The sequence below is a fragment of the Flavobacterium sp. GSP27 genome (genome assembly GCF_003970395.1).
In the GTDB taxonomy this organism is placed as follows: domain Bacteria; phylum Bacteroidota; class Bacteroidia; order Flavobacteriales; family Flavobacteriaceae; genus Flavobacterium.
On the sequence record NZ_RYDP01000001.1, the window covers coordinates 125595 to 148668 of the forward strand.

At 33.4% G+C, this 23074-nt stretch carries 22 protein-coding genes; 16 read left to right on the plus strand and 6 right to left on the minus strand.

Translation table 11 applies throughout. From position 1 onward, the window contains the following. The first annotated feature begins 298 nt into the window (after positions 1–298). The 10 genes from EKM05_RS00590 (at position 299) to atpG (ending at position 9311) form a co-directional block, all read left to right on the plus strand. Complete coding sequence (locus EKM05_RS00590) at positions 299–2923, plus strand: tetratricopeptide repeat protein (RefSeq protein WP_158615125.1); 2625 nt, start codon at positions 299–301, stop codon at positions 2921–2923. A gap of 2 nt (positions 2924–2925) precedes the next feature. Next, positions 2926–3336 carry a polymer-forming cytoskeletal protein gene (locus EKM05_RS00595; protein ID WP_126457781.1) on the plus strand — a complete coding sequence of 137 codons (411 nt, stop codon included), beginning with the start codon at positions 2926–2928 and terminating at the stop codon, positions 3334–3336. Then, on the plus strand, positions 3302–3529 hold the full coding sequence (locus EKM05_RS00600) for an AtpZ/AtpI family protein (protein WP_126552877.1): 228 nt from the start codon (positions 3302–3304) through the stop codon (positions 3527–3529). Before EKM05_RS00595 ends, EKM05_RS00600 begins: the two co-directional genes overlap by 35 nt. A 102-nt stretch (positions 3530–3631) precedes the next feature. Beyond that, positions 3632–4024: a hypothetical protein gene (locus EKM05_RS00605; protein WP_126457782.1), complete on the plus strand. Its 393-nt coding sequence runs from the start codon at positions 3632–3634 to the stop codon at positions 4022–4024. A gap of 120 nt (positions 4025–4144) precedes the next feature. Beyond that, the gene (gene atpB / locus EKM05_RS00610) at positions 4145–5281 is read left to right on the plus strand and encodes a F0F1 ATP synthase subunit A (protein ID WP_126552879.1); all 1137 of its coding nucleotides are present in this window, start codon (positions 4145–4147) and stop codon (positions 5279–5281) included. Between the two features lie 106 nt (positions 5282–5387). Further along, complete coding sequence (gene atpE / locus EKM05_RS00615; protein ID WP_073353856.1) at positions 5388–5579, plus strand: ATP synthase F0 subunit C; 192 nt, start codon at positions 5388–5390, stop codon at positions 5577–5579. A gap of 117 nt (positions 5580–5696) precedes the next feature. After that, a complete protein-coding gene (locus EKM05_RS00620; RefSeq protein WP_126455009.1) occupies positions 5697–6197 on the plus strand; it encodes a F0F1 ATP synthase subunit B in 501 nt (166 codons plus the stop codon). A gap of 5 nt (positions 6198–6202) precedes the next feature. Then, positions 6203–6736 carry an ATP synthase F1 subunit delta gene (gene atpH, locus EKM05_RS00625; protein ID WP_126455011.1) on the plus strand — a complete coding sequence of 178 codons (534 nt, stop codon included), beginning with the start codon at positions 6203–6205 and terminating at the stop codon, positions 6734–6736. A 38-nt stretch (positions 6737–6774) separates the two neighbouring features. After that, positions 6775–8352, plus strand: coding sequence for a F0F1 ATP synthase subunit alpha (gene atpA, locus EKM05_RS00630; protein ID WP_126457785.1), 1578 nt, complete (start codon positions 6775–6777; stop codon positions 8350–8352). A gap of 98 nt (positions 8353–8450) precedes the next feature. Beyond that, positions 8451–9311, plus strand: a complete 861-nt coding sequence (gene atpG / locus EKM05_RS00635) for an ATP synthase F1 subunit gamma (RefSeq protein ID WP_126552881.1) — start codon at positions 8451–8453, stop codon at positions 9309–9311. An 89-nt stretch (positions 9312–9400) separates the two neighbouring features. Here the strand turns inward: atpG and EKM05_RS00640 are convergent, their stop codons facing one another. Then, positions 9401–11569, minus strand: coding sequence for a peptidase domain-containing ABC transporter (locus EKM05_RS00640; RefSeq protein ID WP_126552883.1), 2169 nt, complete (start codon positions 11567–11569; stop codon positions 9401–9403). A 63-nt stretch (positions 11570–11632) separates the two neighbouring features. Between EKM05_RS00640 and EKM05_RS00645 the strand changes: the two genes are divergently transcribed. After that, the gene (locus EKM05_RS00645; RefSeq protein ID WP_126552885.1) at positions 11633–11995 is read left to right on the plus strand and encodes a four helix bundle protein; all 363 of its coding nucleotides are present in this window, start codon (positions 11633–11635) and stop codon (positions 11993–11995) included. 43 nt (positions 11996–12038) lie between these two features. On the opposite strand, the gene EKM05_RS00650 is transcribed toward EKM05_RS00645, so the two are convergent. The 3 genes from EKM05_RS00650 to EKM05_RS14525 all read right to left on the minus strand — a co-directional run bounded on the left by EKM05_RS00650 (position 12039) and on the right by EKM05_RS14525 (position 13844). Next, positions 12039–13181: an HlyD family secretion protein gene (locus EKM05_RS00650; RefSeq protein ID WP_199745208.1), complete on the minus strand. Its 1143-nt coding sequence runs from the start codon at positions 13179–13181 to the stop codon at positions 12039–12041. Between the two features lie 279 nt (positions 13182–13460). Further along, positions 13461–13646, minus strand: coding sequence for a hypothetical protein (locus EKM05_RS14460; RefSeq protein ID WP_091259184.1), 186 nt, complete (start codon positions 13644–13646; stop codon positions 13461–13463). Between the two features lie 24 nt (positions 13647–13670). Next, complete coding sequence (locus EKM05_RS14525; protein WP_231507447.1) at positions 13671–13844, minus strand: bacteriocin; 174 nt, start codon at positions 13842–13844, stop codon at positions 13671–13673. Between the two features lie 513 nt (positions 13845–14357). On the opposite strand from EKM05_RS14525, the gene EKM05_RS00665 reads away from it, so the two are divergent. From EKM05_RS00665 to EKM05_RS00685, 5 genes are all read left to right on the plus strand, one after another. Beyond that, positions 14358–16064: an AraC family transcriptional regulator gene (locus tag EKM05_RS00665; protein ID WP_158615126.1), complete on the plus strand. Its 1707-nt coding sequence runs from the start codon at positions 14358–14360 to the stop codon at positions 16062–16064. Between the two features lie 141 nt (positions 16065–16205). After that, the gene (locus EKM05_RS00670) at positions 16206–16385 is read left to right on the plus strand and encodes a hypothetical protein (protein WP_126457790.1); all 180 of its coding nucleotides are present in this window, start codon (positions 16206–16208) and stop codon (positions 16383–16385) included. Beyond that, positions 16382–18046: a S8 family serine peptidase gene (locus tag EKM05_RS00675; RefSeq protein ID WP_126457791.1), complete on the plus strand. Its 1665-nt coding sequence runs from the start codon at positions 16382–16384 to the stop codon at positions 18044–18046. The genes EKM05_RS00670 and EKM05_RS00675 overlap by 4 nt, the downstream gene beginning before the upstream one ends. Beyond that, the gene (locus EKM05_RS00680) at positions 18046–20256 is read left to right on the plus strand and encodes a lantibiotic dehydratase family protein (protein ID WP_126457792.1); all 2211 of its coding nucleotides are present in this window, start codon (positions 18046–18048) and stop codon (positions 20254–20256) included. Before EKM05_RS00675 ends, EKM05_RS00680 begins: the two co-directional genes overlap by 1 nt. Before the next feature lie 3 nt (positions 20257–20259). Next, positions 20260–21108, plus strand: a complete 849-nt coding sequence (locus EKM05_RS00685) for a thiopeptide-type bacteriocin biosynthesis protein (RefSeq protein WP_126457793.1) — start codon at positions 20260–20262, stop codon at positions 21106–21108. Between the two features lie 60 nt (positions 21109–21168). Here the strand turns inward: EKM05_RS00685 and EKM05_RS00690 are convergent, their stop codons facing one another. Further along, positions 21169–22146, minus strand: coding sequence for a hypothetical protein (locus EKM05_RS00690; protein ID WP_126457795.1), 978 nt, complete (start codon positions 22144–22146; stop codon positions 21169–21171). Further along, positions 22140–22910, minus strand: coding sequence for a hypothetical protein (locus EKM05_RS00695; protein ID WP_126552889.1), 771 nt, complete (start codon positions 22908–22910; stop codon positions 22140–22142). The genes EKM05_RS00690 and EKM05_RS00695 overlap by 7 nt, the downstream gene beginning before the upstream one ends. Between the last annotated feature and the right edge of the window lie 164 nt (positions 22911–23074).

A 23074-nucleotide genomic window follows, 5' to 3' on the forward strand; every position in this document is an offset into this window, starting at 1 on the left:
ACTTTTACCGCTAATTTGCTAATTGCATTTATTAATTTAAATGTTCAGTTTGCGAATTAGCGGTTTTTTTTGGGCGTAACCCTCCGTGATTGCTTCGTCGTTCCTCCTCGCAACTTCGGGTCGGGCTGTACGCTGTATCCACGCTAAAAAGCGAGGGATGCCGCTTCCATCCCTTACGCACGATAGGAAAACCGAAATATAACACCATAATTTTCACGATAGCAAAAAGAAATGTATTTTTACCACTAAATATACTAAAACGGGTATTTACTAGTTAATTGATAAAAAACGTTTTCCATTGAAAATCAATAGATTCAAGCAGTTATTTTTCTTTTTCTTTTTTTCTTTTTTGGCAGCCTGTTCTACCAAGAGAGATACTTTTATGGCAAGAAATTCACACGCGTTAAGTACCAAGTATAATATTTTATATAACGGTCAAGTAGGATTGGAGAAAGGAGTTCTGGCGGTAAATGCCAATAGCGATGATGATTTTTGGCAACTTCTGCCGGTAGAAAAAATGCAAATTGTAGAAGATTTTACTTCCACAACAAAACCTAAAAATACCGATTTTGAATTGGCAGAAGCCAAAGCGACCAAAGCCATTCAAAAACATTCGATGAACATTGGTGGCAGAGAAAAAAACAGTCAAATAGACGAAGCGTATCTGATGCTTGGAAAAGCCAGGTATTACGACCAGCGATTTGTTCCGGCACTCGATGCTTTCAATTACATTCTCTACAAATATCCAAACAGCAGCAAGATTTATGAAGCCAAAATTTGGCGGGAAAAAACAAACATGCGTCTGGGAAATGATGCTTTGGTCATAAAAAACATCAGTAAATTAGTAGAAGATCACGACCTGAAAAATCAAGTTTTTGCGGATGCAAATGCCCTTTTGGCCGCTTCTTTTTTTAATTTAGAAGAAAAAGACAGCGCTGTTGCTAAGATCAAAAACGCGATTGAATTCACTAAAATAAATCAGGAAAAAGCACGATACCGTTTTGTTTTGGGACAACTATATCAGGGATTAGGATACAAAGACAGCGCGGTTGCATCCTATCAATCCGTGATTGACATGAACCGAAAATCCGAAAGAAGATTTGTCATTCAGGCGCATGCCAAAAAAGCCGAATTGTTTGATTATGAAAAGGGAGATTTTAATTCTTTTGTTGAAACCTACGATGAATTAATAGAAGACAGAGAGAACAGGCCTTATAAAGATATGATTTTTCATCAAATGGCAGTGTTTTATGATAAACAAAACAGACAGGAACAAGCCTTAGATTTTTATAACGCCTCGTTAAAGACCAGTTCAAAAGACACCTATTTAGTAGCTTCAAATTATAGAAATTTAGGAAACCTGTATTTTAGAAATGCGGATTATCCTGTGGCGGCAAAATATTATGACAGTACCTTGGTTAAATTGAATACAAAATCAAGGGAGTTTAATAAAATACAAAAAATAAGAAGCAATCTCGATGAGGTGATTTTGTATGAAGCGCTTGCAAAGCGAAATGACAGCATTCTGAATGTGGTGGCGATGAACCCTGCGGATCGTCAAACTTATTTTGAAAAGTATATCGTTCAACTAAAAGAAAAAGAGGAGGCCAAAAGACTTTTAGCGGAGCAAAATAAAGCAAAACAGGAAAACATAGAGCGGAATAATTCGATTGGATCGGCAGGTTCGGCTTCAGATCAAGAGTCCGCAAAACCCATTCGGAAATCACCCATGATGCCACCAACCATTCCCAGCGCGACGACCCAATCAGCGGGTAGTTTCTATTTTTATAATCCTACAACAGTTGCTTTTGGAAAAGTAGACTTCAAGAAAAATTGGGGAGAAAGGACTTTAAATGGGAATTGGAGACTTTCATCAGGAAATGCTAACCCAACTTTGGCTGCTGCTTCGGTTGAGGACAGTCAATCCGTTGAAAAGAAAACGGAATCAAATAAAATTATAGAAGAACATACACCAGATTTTTACCTGAAACAGCTTCCTACGGCACAAATCGAGTTAGACAGTATAGCCAAAGAACGTAATTTTGCTTACTATCAATTGGGTATTATTTATAAGGAAAAATTCAAAGAAAATAGTTTGGCTATTGCAAAACTGGAACAATTATTAAACAATAATCCAGAGGAAAAGCTGGTACTTCCAGCGATGTATAATTTGTATAAATTATATCAAATCACCGATGTAAACATGGCAACTGCGATGAAAAAGAAGATAACAATTCGGTTTCCGGATTCGCGTTATGCACAAATAATTAACAACACCAATCCGGATGCAATTTCTCAAACCGAAACCCCGGAAAGCGTCTATGCTAAGTGGTATAAAGCATTCCAAGAAGAGCAATTTATTGCCGTTATAGAGCATTCAGACAGCTTGATTACTCAATTTTCAGGCGAGGATATTGTATCTAAATTCGAATTGCTCAAAGCAAGTGCCATTGGAAAACTAAAAGGTGTGACGGCCTACAAAAACGCATTACAAGAGGTGGCTGATAATTATCCAAATAGCGAAGAAGGCAAAGGAGCACAGGTTATTTTGAATGACCAAATCCCGTTTTTAGAGAAAATGGAGTTGAATACAACGGATTCAAATAATTGGAAAATTCTATATCAAGTAGGTTCTCGTGACGATAAAAATACAAAAGCAGTGGAAGAAAAAATTAAAATGTTCATAGCCAGTGAAAATCTTCAGAAACTATATTATTCCTATGATATTTATACGGAGAAAGAAAATTTCATTACCATTCACGGTATAAAATCACGGGTTTATGCAACTGACATAACATTGGTTTTAGCAGAGAACATAAAATATAAAATCACGGATGCCGCAATAGTGGTTTCAGGTGAAAACTACAAAGTAATCCAAATCAAGAAAAATCTCGAAACGTATTTGGTACCAAAAAAGCAATAATTATGTTTGATAAAAAAGCAAAATCCTATACCGATCTTTTAGGAAAAACGAATCGGATTGTTGAAGGAACTACGATAAAAGGCGATATTATTTCGCAGGCTGATTTTAGATTAGACGGAAATTTAATTGGTAATTTTCAGTCAGAAGGAAAAATAGTGATTGGACCCGCAGGAAGTGTCACTGGAGATATTGTATGCAAAAATGCGGACATCGAAGGAAAATTTGAAGGTAAAATTCAGGTAACCGAAGTATTGAATGTAAAATCAAAGGCCAGTATTCATGGAGAAGTTATTGTAGGGAAATTAGCAGTAGAGCCAGGCGCTGATTTTAGTGCATCTTGTGCCATGAAAACAAATATTAAAAATGTAATGCAAAACGATGGACAACAAACCACCCCCGAAAAGAGCGAATAAATGGCTGCAGTTCATTAATATTCCAATTCAAATGGGAGTTATCATATTTTTGTTTTCCTATCTTGGGGAGTGGTTAGACGAGAATTATCCCCATCCAAGAGTATATTACAGTAAAATTGTAGTGATGGTTGGCGTGGTTTTGGCATTGTACAATGTAATCCGTCAGGTAAACGAAATCAATAAAACGCAGTAATTTTTCAAAATAAAAAGCGTAAAAACCAATCGTAACACGTTCCGATTTTACAAATTAAAATAACGTTGCGCCTGAGTGCCTTTGCGGCAAAAAACAAATACAATGAATTTAAAAAAATACAAACCACTGCTGCCTTTATTGGTGCTTGCGGGATTGGCTTACGGTATTCATAGAGTTGTTTTTTATGTTTTGCACATAAATGACTCCACTTTTTACTATTCGATAGAAACCCTATACCTGCTGTTCTTGGCGTTGTCAATTATGGTATTTGTGGTTTTGCTGAAAGTGAAAGAACGAAGTTTTGATAATGTAGGCATGTCATTTCTTTTGAGCACCAGTATCAAAATGATAGTTTGTTATTTGATTTTAAAGCCTATATTGCGGGTTACAATTGAAATTAAATCAATAGAGAAAATTAATTTTTTTATAATGTTTATTCTCTTTTTAGCAATCGAAACCATATTAACAATACGTATCTTAAACGAAAAGCAATAAATATATTTTTTAAGGAACAAATCCATCAAAAATAATTTTTTATATTCTTTTGCATATTAATAAAAGATGTACATTTGCACCAAATTTCAGAAACGTAATAAATTAAGATAATTAACTGTTATGGTGATTTCAAACAAACCACTTAGATTCATAGTAGCGACTTTAGTAGCGTGTCTTCCTTTAATTAGTTTTGCAAATCCGGAACAGGATTCTGTGAAAGTAAAAACAGAAGTTGCTCATGAGGCAGCTGAAGGAGCTCATGCTGAACCAACAGATGTAAAATCTGAAATTAAGGAATTTATCAATCATCACCTTTTAGATTCACATTCTTTTACCTTTAATGCGGATAAAGAATCAGGATCACATAATGGTTTCTCATTGCCTGTTATCCTTTGGGACAATGGTTTGCAAGTATTTTCTTCTTCAAAATTTCATTATGGTGAAGAAACAGCAGAGCACAATGGAAACTTCTACGTATTGCACCACGAAAAAATATACAAAACAGAGGCGGACGGAACTTTAACAGAAGGCGAACATGGTCATCCTACTAATGTAACGCCACTTGATTTATCCATCACTAAAAGTGTGGTTGGTATTTTGTTTGTCGCCATTTTAATGTTTATCTTGTTTAAAGGTTTAGCAAAATCATATACTAAAAACGGAGGAATTGCTTCAGGAGCCGGACGCATATTTGAACCGATTGTTTTGTATGTCAGAGACGAAATTGCCATACCAAATATTGGAGAAAAAAAATATAAGAAATACATGAGTTACTTGTTAACGATATTTTTCTTTATTTTATTTCTAAACATTTTAGGGTTAACGCCACTGGGATTCAATATAACGGGAAATATTGCTATAACAGCATCGCTGGCTATTTTGACGTATGTAATTACCACTTTCTCAGCCAATAAAAATTACTGGGCACACATTTTCTGGATGCCAGGGGTGCCAACTCCAATGAAATTTATTTTGGCGCCAATTGAATTATTGGGAACCATCATCAAACCATTTTCATTAATGATCCGTTTGTACGCTAATATTTTAGCAGGACACGTAGTTTTGATGAGTATCATTGGTTTAATGTTTATTTTTAAAAGTTGGATTGGAAGCAGTTTGTCATTTGGATTGGCATTTGTGCTTATGATTCTTGAAATATTAGTAGCTTTTTTACAAGCGTATATTTTCACTATGTTATCCGCACTTTATTTTGGAGCAGGAAACGAAGAGCATCATCACGAAGAGGCTCACCATTAAGTCGAAAGTCAAACGTTGAAAGTTTAAAAGTCACCTTGACTTTATGACATTCGACCTTACAACTTTAGACTATTAATAAAAATGTTTAATTTTTAATTTATATATTATGGAAATTCCAACTATTGTAGGAGCAGGATTGATTGTTATCGGAGCAGGTTTAGGTATTGGTAGAATTGGTGGTTCAGCAATGGACGCTATTGCTCGTCAACCAGAAGCTTCTGGAAAAATCCAAACAGCTATGCTTATCGCAGCTGCACTTATTGAAGGTATTGGTTTTGCTGCGTTATTCGCATCTTAATTAAAACTAAAAAAAACAATAGTTACAACGGTTGGTTGTAACTATTGTTTTTAAAATTAAAACATTACAAATTGCGATTAAAAGCAATTCATACTTTAAAATTTATAATTAGATATAATGGATAAGTTAATAAATGATTTTTCGTTTGGTTTGTTTATTTGGCAAATAGTAATATTTGTAGGATTGATATTCTTGTTAAAAAAATTCGCTTGGAAACCAATTCTGGATGCAGTTAATGATAGAGAAGAAGGAATTAAAAATGCCTTACTATCTGCTGAAAACGCTAGAAAAGAAATGCAAAATCTTCAAGCTGACAACCAACGTATTTTACAAGAAGCAAGATTAGAGCGTGACAACATGCTTAAAGACGCTCGTGAAATAAAAGAGAAAATGGTTGCTGATGCAAAAAATGAAGCACAGGCTCAAGGATTAAAAATGATCGAGCAAGCGAAAGCAGCAATTGAAAGTGAAAAAAATGCAGCCATGGCCGAATTGAAATTACAAGTTTCAACATTGTCATTGAATATCGCAGAAAAAATATTGAAAGACGAATTATCTAACAAAGAAGCTCAAACTAAATTAGTTGAGAAAATGTTAGGTGATGTAAAGTTAAACTAACAATTATGGCAAGTACAAGAGCAGCAATTCGCTATGCAAAAGCAATTCTAGACTTAGCAAACTCAAAAGGTGTTGCCGAAGTTGTAAATAACGACATGAAATTGATTGCTTCGACAATTAAGGGTAATTTAGAATTGAGTACTTTTATTCAAAACCCGACCATGAAAGTGGAGGTAAAAGAAAAAGCACTGTTAGAAGTTTTTGCCGGTATAAATGGCGTAACTCAAGGGTTGTTTCATTTATTATTTGAAAACAAAAGATTCGAAATTCTAGAAGCAATTGCCATAGAGTACAGTAAATTATCGGATATTATGAATGGTATTGAAGTAGCGCAGGTTACTACAGCGATTCTTATGGATGCAGCATTAGAAGCTAAAGTTTTGGCTAAAATTGCAACACTTTCGGATAAAAAAATCACAATAGAAAATATAGTAGATGCTTCAATCATTGGAGGATTTATTCTTAGAATAGGCGACAAGCAATACAATGCTTCAGTAGCCAACAGATTACAAGTATTAAAAAGAGAGTTAAGTAATTAGTTTTATTGCACATTTAAGTGTCTAAATTATAAATTAAGATGGCGGAAATCAAACCTGCTGAAATTTCAGCAATATTAAGAAAGCAAGTAGAAGGTTTTGAATCTGGTGCTACACTAGAAGAAGTAGGAACAGTACTTCAAGTTGGAGATGGTATTGCTCGTGTTTACGGGCTTTCGAATGTTCAATATGGAGAGTTAGTTGAATTTGACAATGGATTAGAAGCTATTGTTTTGAATCTTGAAGAAGATAATGTAGGTGTAGTTCTTTTAGGACCATCTACAGGAATCAAAGAAGGTTCAACTGCTAAAAGAACACAACGTATTGCTTCTCTTAAAGTAGGAGAACAAATGGTAGGTCGTGTAGTAAACACACTTGGTTTTCCTATTGATGGAAAAGGACCAATCGGTGGAGACTTATACGAAATGCCGTTAGAAAGAAAAGCTCCTGGAGTTATCTTCCGTCAACCCGTTACTGAGCCATTACAAACAGGAATAAAAGCAGTAGATGCTATGATTCCAGTAGGTCGTGGACAACGTGAGCTAGTTATTGGTGACCGTCAAACAGGTAAATCAACTGTTTGTATCGATACTATCTTAAATCAAAAAGAATTTTACGATGCTGGGAAACCAGTATTTTGTATCTATGTTGCTATTGGACAAAAAGCTTCGACTGTAGCAGGAATTGCTAAAATGTTAGAAGAAAAAGGCGCAATGGCATATACCATTATTGTTGCTGCAAATGCTTCTGATCCAGCTCCAATGCAAGTGTATGCTCCTTTCGCAGGTGCTGCAATTGGAGAATATTTTAGAGATTCAGGACGTCCGGCTTTAATTGTTTATGATGATTTATCTAAACAAGCGGTTGCATACCGTGAGGTTTCTCTGTTATTGAGAAGACCACCGGGACGCGAAGCATATCCTGGAGACGTTTTCTACCTTCACAGTAGATTATTAGAACGTGCTTGTAAAGTAATTGCAGATGATGGAATTGCTAAAGACATGAACGATTTACCAGATTCATTGAAATCAATTGTAAAAGGTGGTGGTTCATTGACGGCGCTGCCAATTATTGAAACTCAAGCTGGTGACGTTTCTGCATACATCCCAACAAACGTAATTTCGATTACAGATGGTCAAATTTTCCTTGATGGAGATTTGTTTAACTCTGGGGTTCGTCCGGCAATTAACGTAGGTATTTCGGTATCTCGTGTTGGAGGAAATGCCCAAATTAAATCAATGAAAAAGGTAGCAGGTACATTGAAACTGGATCAAGCACAATTCCGTGAATTAGAAGCGTTTGCTAAATTTGGTTCTGATCTTGATGCCGTTACTTTAAATGTAATTGAAAAAGGAAGAAGAAACGTTGAAATCTTGAAACAAGGTTTGAACGATCCATATACTGTTGAAGATCAAGTTGCAATTATCTACGCTGGTTCTAAAAACTTATTGAGAAATGTTCCTGTGAACAAAGTAAGAGAATTTGAGAAAGATTTCTTGGAATTCTTGAACAACAAACACAGAGCAACTCTTGACGCTTTAAAAGCAGGAAAATTAACAGACGAAATTACAGATGTAATTGAATCTGTGGCAAAAGAATTATCAGCAAAATATAACTAAAACTAGTCAAAAGTTGTAAAGTCGAAAGTCTTAAAGTCAGTTTATCTGCTTTTGAGGACTTTAGACTTTATGACTTTACGACATTAGACTAATATAAAATGGCAAATTTAAAGGAAATCCGTAATAGAATTACTTCCGTTTCATCTACGATGCAAATTACATCGGCAATGAAAATGGTTTCTGCAGCAAAGCTAAAGAAAGCACAAGATGCAATCACAGCAATGCGCCCTTATGCCGAAAAATTAACGGAATTATTGCAAAATCTTTCTGCCACGCTTGATGGTGAGATAGGAGGAGAGTTTACCATACAACGAGAGATCAAGAAAGTATTATTAGTTGTAATAACTTCTAACAGAGGTTTAGCGGGTGCTTTTAATACGAATGCAATCAAAGAAGCAAAAAGTCGTGTTGAATTTTATACAGGGAAGCAAGTGGATATTTTTGCTATTGGCAAAAAAGGAAATGATGTTTTGAGTAAAACACATTCAGTGGTTGATAATCAAAGCGTTGTTTTTGATGACTTGACTTTTGATGCTGTAGCTAAAATTGCGGATACATTAACGGAGAAATTCGTTTCAGGAGAATATGATAAAATTGAGTTGATTTATAACCAATTTAAAAATGCCGCAACACAAATCGTTCAAACCGAACAATTTTTGCCATTGGCACCTATAAAATCTGATCTTACAGTTTCAACTGGTGATTATATTTTTGAACCTTCAAAAGAAGAAATCGTGTTGACTTTAATTCCAAAATCATTAAAAACACAATTGTATAAAGGAATTCGGGATTCATTTGCTTCAGAGCACGGAGCCCGTATGACTGCGATGCATAAAGCAACTGATAATGCAACGGAAATGAGAAATCAATTGAAATTAACATATAATAAGGCACGTCAGGCTTCTATTACTAACGAAATCTTAGAGATTGTTGGTGGTGCCGAAGCGTTGAATGGGTAATAAAGTATTGATTCAAAATATATAAAGAGTCACGCTATGCGTGACTCTTTTTTTGTTTCTAAGGGAATTGCTTAATAATCTTTTTTTTCTTAAACCAATCCTTGTTTATCCCATAAATCATAATACTTTCCTTTTTGTTCTAATAAATCCGTGTGATTTCCGGACTCCACGATAGTGCCATTTTCCATTACCAAAATAGTGTCTGCGTTAGCTATAGTACTCAATCGATGGGCAATGACGATAACTGTTTTCCCCTGAGATTTAAAATTATCAATCACTTCTTTTACAATGCGCTCTGAATTAGTATCTAATGAAGAAGTTGCTTCATCCATTAGTAACACTTCCGGGTTTTTGTACAAGGCTCTTGCTATAGCAATACGTTGTTTTTGTCCTCCAGAGAGCATGGCGCCATTTTCACCAATTTGAGTTTCAAAACCATTGGGCAATTTCTCCACAAACTCTGTAATTCCCAATTGTTTGGACAAATCTAAAATGCGTTGAATATTTGGAAATGAATCGCCTAAAGCAATGTTTTCGATAATATTTCCCGAAAACAGATTGAGCTGTTGCGGAATGACACCAATGCAATTCCGTAAACTCTGATAATGTATGAATTGAGAATCATATTCTCCAATATAAATTTTCCCTTCTTTTATGGGATATAAGTTTTGCAACAGTGAAATCAGTGTCGTTTTACCACTTCCGCTTTCGCCAACTATAGCTGTGGTTTCATTTTTCTTGAAAACAGCATTAAAATTTTTGAAAACTTCTGTGCGCGAGCCATAACGGAACGTTACATTTTCAAATTTTATATCTCCTATCTTTTCTCTTTGCAATTCGACTTTGTTTTCTGTTTCTTCCCGTTCTAAATCCATTATTTCAAAAAGTCGATCAGCTGCTATGAGTGCATTTTGTGCCGTTTTGTTCATCCCAATCAAGGAAGCAACGGGAGAAGTAAAATACCCAATCAAAGCGTAAAAGGAAAATAATTCCCCTGGAGTAATGGCTCTGTCAATCACATAACCCGAACCAATCCACATTAGAATAACAGTAAATATCGAAGCCAGAAATTGGGTAGAAGTCCCTGCAAAAACACTGTTTAAGCCTGATTTGTAGGTGGTGAACAATAATTTTACAAATTTATTTTCTGTCTTTAGATTCGAAAATTCTTCGATCCCAAATTCTTTTACGGTTCTGATATGCGTTACACTTTCAACTAATTGTGTTTGTAATTCGGCGGCATTCTCCATGATAACACGTTCTACTTTTTTATTGAATTTATTTAAAATAAAATAAATAGCTCCATAAAATGGAATTACCAAAAGAATCACCAAAGCCAATTTCCAATAGTAGGTAAACATCAACGTAAAGGAAAAAATCACAATGAAGATATTGACAATCATATCAATCGCCACTTCATTGATAAAGGATCTAATTTTTACCGCGTCGCCAATCCGGGATGTGATTTCTCCCACTTGCATCGTGTCAAAAAAACGTTGCGGCAGATGGAGCAAATGTTTGTAGTATCCCAAAATTAATTTGGCATCAATCAATTGCCCCGTTTTCATAACAAAAACACTCTTTTTAGAACCGATGTAGGCTTGCAGTATAATGATGATAATCATGGAAACACTCAGCAGATTCAGCAAATTTCTGTTGCCTTCCACCAAAACATAATCAGTAATTTTTTGGATATAAATGGACATGGCCAATCCTAAAACGGTAAAAAGTATGGCACCGACCAAAGCTTGAACTAAGATGGTTTTGTGTGGCTGTACCAAATGCCAAAAGCGTTTTAAGGGAGTAACTTTTTCGTTGTATTCCTTAAAATCATCATTCGGTGCAAAAAGAATCAATACTCCTGACCAAATTTTTTGAAATTCTTCATACGTGTAGGTCTCCATTTTACCAAAAGCAGGATCCATTGCTGTAATTTCCCCTCCCGACCTCCCAGAGGGTGAGGAGACAGAATAAATCACAATATAATGATGCAATTGTTCTTTTACCACCACGTGAGCAATAGCTGGGAGCGGAATTTTATCAATAGCATCGATACCTCCTTTTACTCCTTTGGCACAAAAGCCCATTTTTTCTGCAGCTTCAATTATCCCCAGCACATTGGTACCTCGTTTATCGGTATTGGCAAATTGACGAATTCGGGCTATAGGCAGATTAACTTTGTAATGATTGCCAATAGAAGCGAGACAAGCAGCGCCACAATCTTTGATATCATGTTGTTTTATTTTTATAGAGGCCATTATACAATTAGAAATTAGTAGTTGGAAATTAGTAATTTTGATTTTCTATAAATTAATTTTTTTATGAAAAACGATAATCTTATCCATGTAAAGTCAAAAAAATTTGCAATTAGAATTATCAATACTTTTAAGTATTTACAAACAGAGAAAAAAGAATTTGTTTTGTCTAAACAAATGCTTCGAAGTGGAACAGCAATTGGTGCTTTAATTAAAGAAAGTGAATTTGCCCAAAGCAGAAAAGATTTTCTGAACAAATTGTACATTGCTTTAAAGGAAGCAAACGAAACCCAATATTGGATTGAACTATTGTTTGAAACGGAATACATTACAAAAATGGAATTTGATTCATTGTCTACGGATTGTATTGAAATACTAAAGCTTTTGGTCGCCATAACTAAAAAATTGAAAGAAAGCTTAGAGAACTAGTAATTAGTAAGTAGAAAGTAGAAATTTCAGCAATTGCTAATTACTACTTGCTAATTTCTAATTGTTTCGGGTTGAGCCAATCATCGACTTTGTCAAACAATAAATCAAATAAGCTTCTTCTTGTAATGATGTAGCGTGTAGTGAGGGTCATTCCTTTTGTAATTTGGGTTTTGTAACCGGATTGCAATTGCATTGCGGTAGTATTCAACCCACAGCGTACTTTAAAAAAAGCTTGTTCCCCTTGAATGGTAATATTACGGTCAATATCGATCACTTTTCCTTCCAGTAATCCCCATTGGTTGTAATTGAAAGCATCCAATTGGAATTTTACTTTTTGGTTTTTCTGTATCATTCCAATGTCGTTTGGTGAAACGGTGCTTTCTACAATCAATTGATCTATTGCCGAAATAGAGGCTATAGGTTGAGAGGCGTTCAAGAAAGAACCAGCTTGAATTCCTGAGAAATTTTCTATAGTTCCAGATAATGGTGCTGTTATATAATAGTTTTGCGCTTCTACTTTTATTTTTTCTAGGGTGCCGTTTAGGTTTTGAAGTTGCATTTGTAGCTCTCGTTTGCTGTTTTGCCAAAGGCTACGTTGGTTTTTTTCTAAACCAGAAAGTGCTTGCTGAGCATACGTATAATCAAAACTATATTTCTCAAATTCAGCTTTGGCAATTATGCCCTTATCATGCAACTGTTTGTTTCGGTCATATACTATTTTTGATTGGGCAATTTTGCTTTGCAATTCCTCTCTTTTATTATTGTAACTCTGCCACTCTTGCTGCATAGCAAGTGTTTTAAAACCCGTAGCCCTGCCTTGTGTAACTTGAGTTAAATCATGAATTTGATCCTGAATAGTAGCCGCCGTCACTTGATTATTGGCTTTCTCGGTATTTAAATTTTCTTGGGTAATGGCAATCAGGGTATCTCCTTGTTGCACTACTTGGTTATTCTTTATTTTTATAAAAGTTACTTTGCCATTCACTAAGCTACTTACTGGAACATTGTCAGTAGTACTTCGCACGATACCGCGACTCTGACTGCTAATGTCTATTTTGATGACAGGCAATAGTGCCAGAAAAATAAGTATAGCCAGAATCAAGACCAAGTAAATAGAAATACTCTTGGTTTTGTTTTTTGCGATAAGGTTTTCGAGAGTGTTTATGGGATCTTGACTGAAGTTCATTTTTTTTAGTGAATTTATAAGACACGTTTGTATAGATAATAAAAACATGGAGAACCTGCAATCCAACAAACAAATTTCCTTTAACTGATTACTATTTCAATACTAAAAAGACTGCCTAATAAAATAGGCAGTCTCACAATAAAAATCTTGATTTAAAAGTTATTTTTTAACTTTTGAATATGAGCAATTAACGCTCCTAAAGCAATACCTATGATAAATATCTTAAACCAATAAGGAGCTAAGTATTGCATTATTTTATGATAAGTCATTGTGTTAATTTTATGATGTTGCCCAGTCTACAAATTTATAGACGCCATATCCAACTAAAGCACCTACAACAACAACGCCAACAACTGTAGCCCCTGCAGCAGCCACGGCTATCACTGCTGGAGCAAGATAACCTCCTTCAGTCTCTTTGGACTCTTGGATACTAATTTCCTTTAAATTCAACGCTTCTAAATTCATATTTTAATTTTTTGATATTTAACATTATTTTTGTCCTTGAGCAACTGCTGCACCTACACCAACTCCTACCCAAAATGCAGTAGCTACAGTTTCAGCAGATATTGCTATTCCCCATATTAGAAGAGGTATAAACCCACCTTCTGTTCCTTTAACTTCTTGAGCATTAAGCTCCACTAAATTCAAATTATCTAAATTCATTTTTTAAGTTTTTAAAATTACACATTTCATTTCAATAAAAAGTTTCTCGAGAACTTTTGTGCTTGGTTTTTTTTAGAGACCATAGCTTTCAAACTCCTTGCTCTGTTTTTTTTGAAAGGGTTACAGTACAGCTGAATTATTCCCTTATGCTTTGTTTTTTGAGGAACAAATACCTTTACATAAAACCTCATGCTCTGTTTTTTTTGAAAGGGTTACAGTACAGCTGAATTATTCCCTTGTAATTGGCCAATTGATTTAGGAAAGTAATCTACATTTAAAAGTAACGTCTTACTCCAAACGCTTTCACTTTCTTTGTGCCAAAACTAGAGTAAGAAGAGGTTCTAAGCAAACTGTTGTTATCGGAATTCCTGAATTCCGATACTGAATTCACGGAATTCCACAAATTGTATTTTATAAATCACTGAAAATATGCTATTTAAATAATGTAAAAAAATCATTATTTTTAAGATTATTTTAGTGATGTTGCTGTATTTTTGTGCAAAATCTACTGTAATGACTAACCAACGTTTTATTAAAATAGTGCTTTTAATACTGTTTCCTTATTGTTTATTGGCGCAAACGGCTGATAAATTTATCGGAAAAGATTCGTATGAAGATTTAAAAAAAGAGTTTATTTTACAGAAAAGTGATAATAATAAGAAAACATTTATTTCGGAAATCATTTCTAAATCTTATTCTAGAAAAAATAATTTAAGTCTTTCACGGGGTTTTTATCTTTTATCAACATTATACAAAGGAAATAAAGCAATACAATACCTTGATTCATCTATTGCCTATTCAACTAATCAAAATGATTATAATTTTCCAGCATTGTCTTATTCTAGAAAGGCATATGAGTTAAGAATGCAATTTAAGTATAGCAAGGCTTTAGCTAATTATTTCAAAGCAGAAAAATATGCTAAAGACAATAATGAAGATTTAAATTTTTATATCAAGCGGTCAATTGGTGTTTTAAGGTCAGAGGAATTAGGTGAAGTAGAGGAGGCATTGCTACTATATCGTGAATGTTTAAGTTACATAAGAAAAAAAGACATATCATCTTTAAAATACAGTAGCGATTATCACAATCTTTTATTTGTGATTGCCGATGCGCACAAATCATTAAAGAATTTAGACTCTGCTAGTTTTTATAACAAATTAGGGTACAAAGAATCGATTATAACCAACGATAAGTTTTATATACCATATTTTATTTTAAATGAAGGTGCAAATGAAATGTTAAAGAAAAATTACAAAGCATCTTTAGATAGTATAAATAAGGCATTGCCTCAAATAATATTAGATAAAAATTTTGGTAATATACTGGCGTCTTATTTTTATTTAGGAAAGTCGTACGCTGGTATGAGTAGTGAAAAGAAAGCGATTCAAAATTTTATCAAAGTAGATTCCATGTATTTATTAAATAAAAGAATTACACCAGAGTTTATAAGTGGGTATTCCTATTTAATTGAATATTACAAAAAAACTGGAGACAAAGAAAATCAATTAAAATTCTTGAATAAGTTTATGAGTATTGATAGCATATTACAAAGAAACTATAAGCATTTAAATAAAGTTTTAGTCAAAGAATATGACACTCCTCGTTTACTTGCAGAAAAAGAATCCCTTGTACAATCCTTGCAAAACAATGAATCTAGATATTTTATATGGATTTTGATTCTAATAGTAGGTATTGGAGGCTTAATAGGCTACCAATTTTATTCAAAAAAACAATATCAAAAACGATTTGAAGCAATTATTCGTCCTACATCAGTTGATTTTCAGCCTTCTGGTGCTATAAAAAAGGAAGATGATTTTAAACAAGAAAGTAAATCACAAGAATCACGAGGTATAGCAATAGAGGTTGTGGAGCAATTATTAGAGAAGTTAGTCTACTTTGAACGCAATAAGGAATATTTAGAGAATACGATTACCATTCAAAAAGTAGCTTTGCAGTTAAATACAAATACAAAATATTTGTCTAATGTTATTAATGAACATAAAGGAAAAACGTTTGTGCATTATATTAACGATTTGAGAATTACACATGCGGTTGACCAATTGCAAGCCCAAACGAAATTACGAAATTACACCATGCCTTTTTTAGCGAAGGAGTTTGGATTCAATTCTGCCGAAGCTTTTGCTGCGGCTTTTTATAAGAAAAACAAGATTAAGCCTACTTTTTTTCTAAAAGCACTAGAAAATGAAAAATATTCATAACTATTTCGTTTTCAGTTAATTATTTTATATAGCGCTATCGGAATTCACGGAATTCCGCCAATAACTTTTAATTTTTTTTAGCTATTATCAGGCCAAGCTTTTACTTTTGCAACTTGTATAATAAATAAATAATTTTATCACATGAAAACAGAAAAAAAACAAACAAAAACGCAATCAAAGTTCAATTTAGAAAAAATGAAAGTAGCTCAATTGGATAACTTACATTTAATAAATGGTGGTTTTTTAAAATTGACTGGTGACATTGAAACTGTAACTGACTCTTTAATGCCTCCTCCCAATAACTTTAACTTAAAAAAATGAAAAATATTTATTTAATTTTTTTAGTCTGTATAATTTTAAGTTGTGCCACAAAAAAAAATGGAGTTTATGTTTTAAAAAATGAATCAATTAGCTCTGGTTGGCGAAGTTTAGATTCTTTAAATTGGTTTCATAAAGTCAATAAAGATCAAAATGCTTTTATCATTGATTTTATTCAAGTCAAAAAAACATCTAAAAGTAAAGTTCGAAACAATAATGTTGTGGTTGCTATAATTGACACTCCATTAGATACTAATCATGAATATTTAAAGAATAATATTTGGTTCAATAAACATGAAATTCCTTCTAACGGTATAGATGACGATAAAAATGGCTATGTAGACGATATTAATGGTTGGAATTTTATAGGAACAAGAGATAATGGTTATTTAGTTTGGGTTAATTTTGAATTTGTAAGATTTTTGAAAATTTTGAACGCTAATTCTAATCCTCAATTAACTATTCAAAACCTAGGCGGTGATGAATATAAACGTATAATCAACACTTATAACAAGCAATTTGGAGCTTATGACAACTGGTTAAAATCACAACAATACATTGTTGATAATTATCAAATAGCAAAAGATAGCTTAAAAAGATATTTTCCTAATGAAAAGTATTCAATCAAGGAATTAGATAGTTTGTATCTCAAGCATAAAATTAATGATAAAACTTTTAAACAAAGACGTGAAGACAAGGATTATGATATTGGTGCAATGATAGGTTTTATAAAGTCAAGATTGCAAGCAGGAGAGAATACAATTGAGGAAGCTTTAGATACAAGGGTTCGAATAGATTCGATAGTCAACAGAAATCTAAATGTAAATTTTGATGAAAGAATATATATTAAAGGCAATCCTTATTTAGTTAGTAAAGGATATGGAAATGCGACTATCTCAGAAAACAAGGCAGGCAAAAGATCTACGCATAATCATTCAACTAAGGTATCAGGTATTGTATCGATGATTGCAAAAAATAATTTCAAGATAATGCCGTTAGTAATTTCGGCATCAGGTGATGAATACGATCAGGATATAGCTAATGCGATATATTATGCAGTAGATAATGGTGCAAAGGTTATCAATATGTCATTTGGTAAAGAATTTTCTTTATATAAAGAATTGGTAATAGAAGCATTAAAGTATGCAATGAAAAGGGATGTATTGATTGTACATTCTGCGGGTAACAATAAATTCAATATTGACGAAAACCCTTATTATCCGTCAGATACAGAATTTAAGGATGATGCAAAAGAAGTCGTAGATAATTTTATCAATGTAGGCGCCACTACTGCAAAAGCAGACAGTACTTTTGTGGCCTCTTATTCAAATTACGGCAAGAAGAATGTAGATTTATTTGCTCCTGGAGATAAAATTTATACCACAACCGCAGGCAATAGTTATGGCTATGATTCAGGTACTTCACTTGCAGCACCCATGGTTTCTGGAACAGCGGCTTTAATATGGTCGTATTATCCTAAACTAACAGCTAAGGAGGTTAAACAAATTATTCTAGAATCAGGAACGGCTTACGATTTAGACGTTTTGGTCCCTGGTGGAGAGGGCAAAAAAATCAAATTTAGTGAATTATCTAAATCAGGAAAAGTATTAAATGTCTATAACGCGATGCAACTCGCTGAGAAAGTGAGTAAAAAGAAACGATAATGCACCACTATCAAGTTCGTCCTTTCTCGCACTATGTTTTAAGAACCCCTTTATTTCCATTGCCTTTCTATTTTGATTTATTGGAAAATTATTCCGAAGAGGCCTTATTGCTGCAGTTTGAAAACCCTTATGTTAGAGAAGCCATTCGTATGGCTTCACCGGAACTACTAACAGCTTTAAAAAAATGGAAAGCTGATCCTTCCAGTGTATCACCTAAAAAAAGGGAGAGTTTGCAGCTTAGTTTACTGAAATACATTGCGCGAATATCAACTCGTTGTACTCCTTTCGGGTTATTTGCGGGTTGTTCAGTTGGAAAAATAGCTTCTGAAACGAACATTATACTCAATTCAACTGAAAATTTTAGTCGTTTTACACAATTTGACATGCAATTTTGGGTGGCATTATTACGAGAATTTGCTAAAAGAGAAGAAGTTATACCTTATCTTAAATATTATCCTAATAATTCGATCTATGCTCTTGGGGATTTTTACCGCTATGTTGATTACAACTATGTAAAAACAAAAAGAGTCCATACCATTTCAGCATTGCGAAAAACAGCCCTTTTAAGTGAATTAGTGCTTAAAGCAACATCAGGGATGACTGTTGATGAAATGGTTTGTCTTCTTGCCGATGATGATTCTGAAACCGCAGAAGCTTTAGAATATATTAATCAGCTTATCGATTTTCAGTTTCTTGTAAGTGAATTGGATGCAACAGTTACAGGTAGTGATGAATGGGGACGCGTTTTTTCTATCATCGATAAAATTCCGAACTTAAAAAAAGATTCTCAACTTTTGCAAAGTATAAGAACTCAATTTTTAGTATTAGACCAAACGCTTGTTCCTTCTGAAAAAGACTATGAAGCGATACAGGATTTAATTGAGAAAACAGGTGTGGAGTTTGATGAAAAATATCTTTTTCAAACTGATTTAAATACGACCGCTTCCGTAAATACTTTGAGTACTAGTTCACAAAATAAAGTCTTCCAAGCGGTTCGTTTTTTAAACGGAATTCAAAAGCAAAAGAAGTCTGAAAACCATACTAATTTTATAAAAGCATTCACACAAAGGAATGAATCAAGAGAAATGCCTTTGACAACTGTTTTAGATACTGAAACGGGAATTGGGTATCTTCAAAATTCTGAAATGAATGATACGCATGAGATTTTGGAGCATTTTTCTTTTAAAAGTAAAGTTCAAGAAACAATCCTCGAACCTTGGACGGCTTATGATTTTATAATGGAGAAGAAACTTCAGCAATGTATTCTTAAAAATGAAGAAGCAGTATCGCTTTCTGAAAAGGATTTTCCGGATTTTGATCCTAGTTGGAATAATGCACCAGCTACTTTCTCGGTAATGATTGAAATTGCATTGCATCAAGAAAAAGAAATCATATCAATTGAATCTTCGGGGGATGTTAGTGCCGCCAAACTATTAGGGCGTTTTTGTAATGGAAATGATGCTATTTTCAATTTAACCAATGAAGTTGTAGCCAAAGAAGCGACCTATCATTCTGATAAAATTTTAGCAGAGATTGTTCATATTCCGGAATCAAGAACTGGTAATATATTAAGAAGACCTGTTTTAAGAGCATTTGAAATTGCCTATTTGGCTAATTCGGCAGCAACTAAAGACTACACGATTGACTTAAATGATTTAATGATTTCGATACGCAACAACAAAATTATTTTGCGATCTAAGAAACACAATAAAGAAGTTATTCCTTGTTTGTCAAATGCCCATAATTATGTTACTAAATCGCTGCCTGTTTATCATTTTTTATGTGATTTACAGTCGCAAGATGTAAAGCCTATTTACAGTTTCAGTTGGGGTGTTTTAGAAACGCATTATGATTTTTTTCCAAGGGTTGAATATAACGGAGTACTACTTTCAAAATCAAAATGGATCGTAAGTAAAACTGAAATTATGCCTTTTTATAAAATGGATGGCATTCTATTATTTGAAGCTTTTTCGATTTGGAGAAAACAACGAAGCATTCCTAGTCTTGTAAATTGGGCTCATTTTGACAACACATTGTTACTTGATTTTGAGACAAATATAGGGATTCAATTATTTTTGAAATCAGTTGTAAATCATGTTAAAATCACTTTAGAAGAATTTCTATTTACAGAGGAATCTGTGGTGAAAAACGCAAAAGGTGAAAATTTTGCCAATCAGTTCATTCTATCCTATTATAAAGACCAATTGTAAAGTATGAAAAGGGATTTTTGCATAGGAAGTGAATGGCTGTATTATAAAATATACACTGGAGTAAAAACAGCAGATCTTATATTATCTGAAAAGTTGTATCCCTTAATTTTAGATTTACAAAAGGAAAAGATAATTGCCAAATGGTTTTTTATTCGGTATAACGATCCTGATTCGCATCTTCGTCTTCGTTTTTTAGTAACCAAACCAGAAGCAATAGCTACCATTATCAGTTCATTCCATCCTGTTTTTGAGAAGTTATTGGTCAACCATTTAGTTTGGAAAGTACAAACGGATACTTATAAGAGAGAATTGGAGCGGTACGGAGAGGCTACCATGGTAGATTCTGAGACTTTGTTTGGGTATCATAGTGAGTTGATTGTAGCCTATTTAAAGCATAAATCCAATTTTGAGGTAGCAGCACAGCTATTGTTTGGACTGTTTACAATTCATCATTTTTTAGAAAGTTTTCAGTTATCAATGTCTGAAAAACATGAATTGATGCGCCGGTTACAAATGAATTTTAAAAAAGAATTTAATGCCGATGCGGCCACAAATAAGGGACTAGATACCCAATACCGCAAGCGTGAAGTAGAAATTACTGCCTTGCTACTAGGCAAAACGGACTTGCCATTTGAAGTATTAACTCCCTTCATAGAAACTAAAATATCAGAAATTGCTTTGTTAAGTTCCAACATAAAAAGTCAGTTGGAGATTCCTCTTTTTGATTTTTTAAGCAGCCATATTCACATGATGGTTAATCGTCAGTTTACCTCCCGCCAACGACAATATGAGCTCCTGATATACGACCATTTGTATCGGTTTTATAAAACTCAGGAGCTCAGAAGGCATTAAAAATTGGGATTGACTTTTGAGTTAAGCCCTTTTGCTCTATAATACAATAGAATGTTTTAGTTAAAAATCAGTGACAACAAATTTACCATTTGTAATATTGTGAATCAAAGCGCCTTTATTATAAACTTGCAGATTCATTTCGCCTCTAGTTACTTTTTCTTCATTTATAGTTGTATGCTCAAGAATTGTGTAACTGCCAGCTGTTTGGTATTTTTTCCAATCAATATCTCTAATCCACAATAACTGGGTAGCTCTAAATATGCCAACATATTGATCAAAATCAATTCTGTTCTCTATTGTATTTTGGTCAAATTTATACGTGCCTACTGCTAAATTTGGCAATTTAATTTTAGATTTAATTAAAGCTCTAAATCCGTTATCTGTGTAAAAGTACATTTGATATGGATTATTTAATAGTTTCGGATCATATTCGCCAAAATGAAATGCGGTAAAAAAACTTAAAGCAGTTCCTTTAAAATTCATATTTGTAAAAGTATATGGGCACTCGGTAGTTCTTACATTATTACTAGTTACCGACCCTTCGATATATTTTCTTTTTTTATCAATGTCTAATTCATCATAGTAAGATTGTTCTAATAGATATCCTTTAAAATCAAAATGAAGGTACTTTTTTGTTTCATCGTAGTTGAAATTTGATATTGTCATTAAGCCTTTAGGGTTAAAATCGGCAGATTCAAAATGTGCATTTTGATTTCTATAGTCAAAAAGTGTAATATTTTTTAACGTACCATTTTTCAATAGCGAGAATTCAATTCTAAAACCTGGATTTTTATTGTTTTGATAGCTACAACTAAAAAATAAACTTTCACAACTTTCGTTGGAGCCGATGCGACTATTTATTAAATTTAACTGTTCATTGTCAATTTTAATATTTAGAGAATTCACAACTTCTTCTTTAAGAACTTCTTCTCTTTCACAAGATGCTATAAAAAGGAATAAAAGCAAACTATTTGCTTTTATTAAAAACCACCTACAGTACTTACCGTAGGTGGATATGTTTTTTTTTGTGCCTACCATTGAACTTGAATTGGTCTTACTTGAAACTCTACTTTACCAGTATAATATGTTCTTGTAGCAAATTGCCCAGTATTAGGATTTTTATTTACTACATTATCGTAAAAAGGAATTACAGAGTCGAATAAATTGTTGCTTTTCGTTGTTCTTTTGACGATATAATCATTTGATTTTGATTCTTCAATTGACGCTCCATATTTCGTGTTCACTTTAACAACCTCAAAAATTGTCCCGCTTAATTCGGTAGAAAAGTTAGCATTGAATTTTGAGCTTATTGATTGTTTAGTTTCAATTATTAATGGATCATCTACTTCTTCAAAAGAAAATTTCCATTCATTTGAAAATCTATTTAAATCCCACGTTTGAAATTCTAACACTGTACCGTAATTATTATTCAAAAAATTTATAGTTTTTAAGCCAATTATAGTTGTACGAATGTAAGTTTTTTTGAAAGGCCAATTAAATCTGCTGTATGCTTCATGTTTTAATTCAAATAAATCAGACGGTTTAGCAAAAAAGCCTTTTTTATCTGATTCACCAGTGTTTGATGCTTTTGATCCATAAAAGCAATAAATCATAAATTCAAATTGTCCGTCTGTCCATCCGGAGGAGCTATTGAGTCTATAATCAGTTACTTGTTTTGGGTCATCTGTGTTTGAAATAGTATTAAATGCTCCTTGTGCATCATTTCCCGACATTTTGAAAGAGGTTATGTATTCTCTATACTTCCCACCACTAATTGCTCCTTTTTGCTTGCTAGGAGTCAATCCATAATAGATGTTGTCTCTTTGCCAACCCTCTGATGCAGTACCTTCCCAAACATTGTAAGCATCCTTTAAAAATTGACTTTAGCACCATCATTTTTTATGTTGGAAAATAGCAAAATTACTGAACATTTCTATTCGATTTGCTACATAACAAGTAACAATCA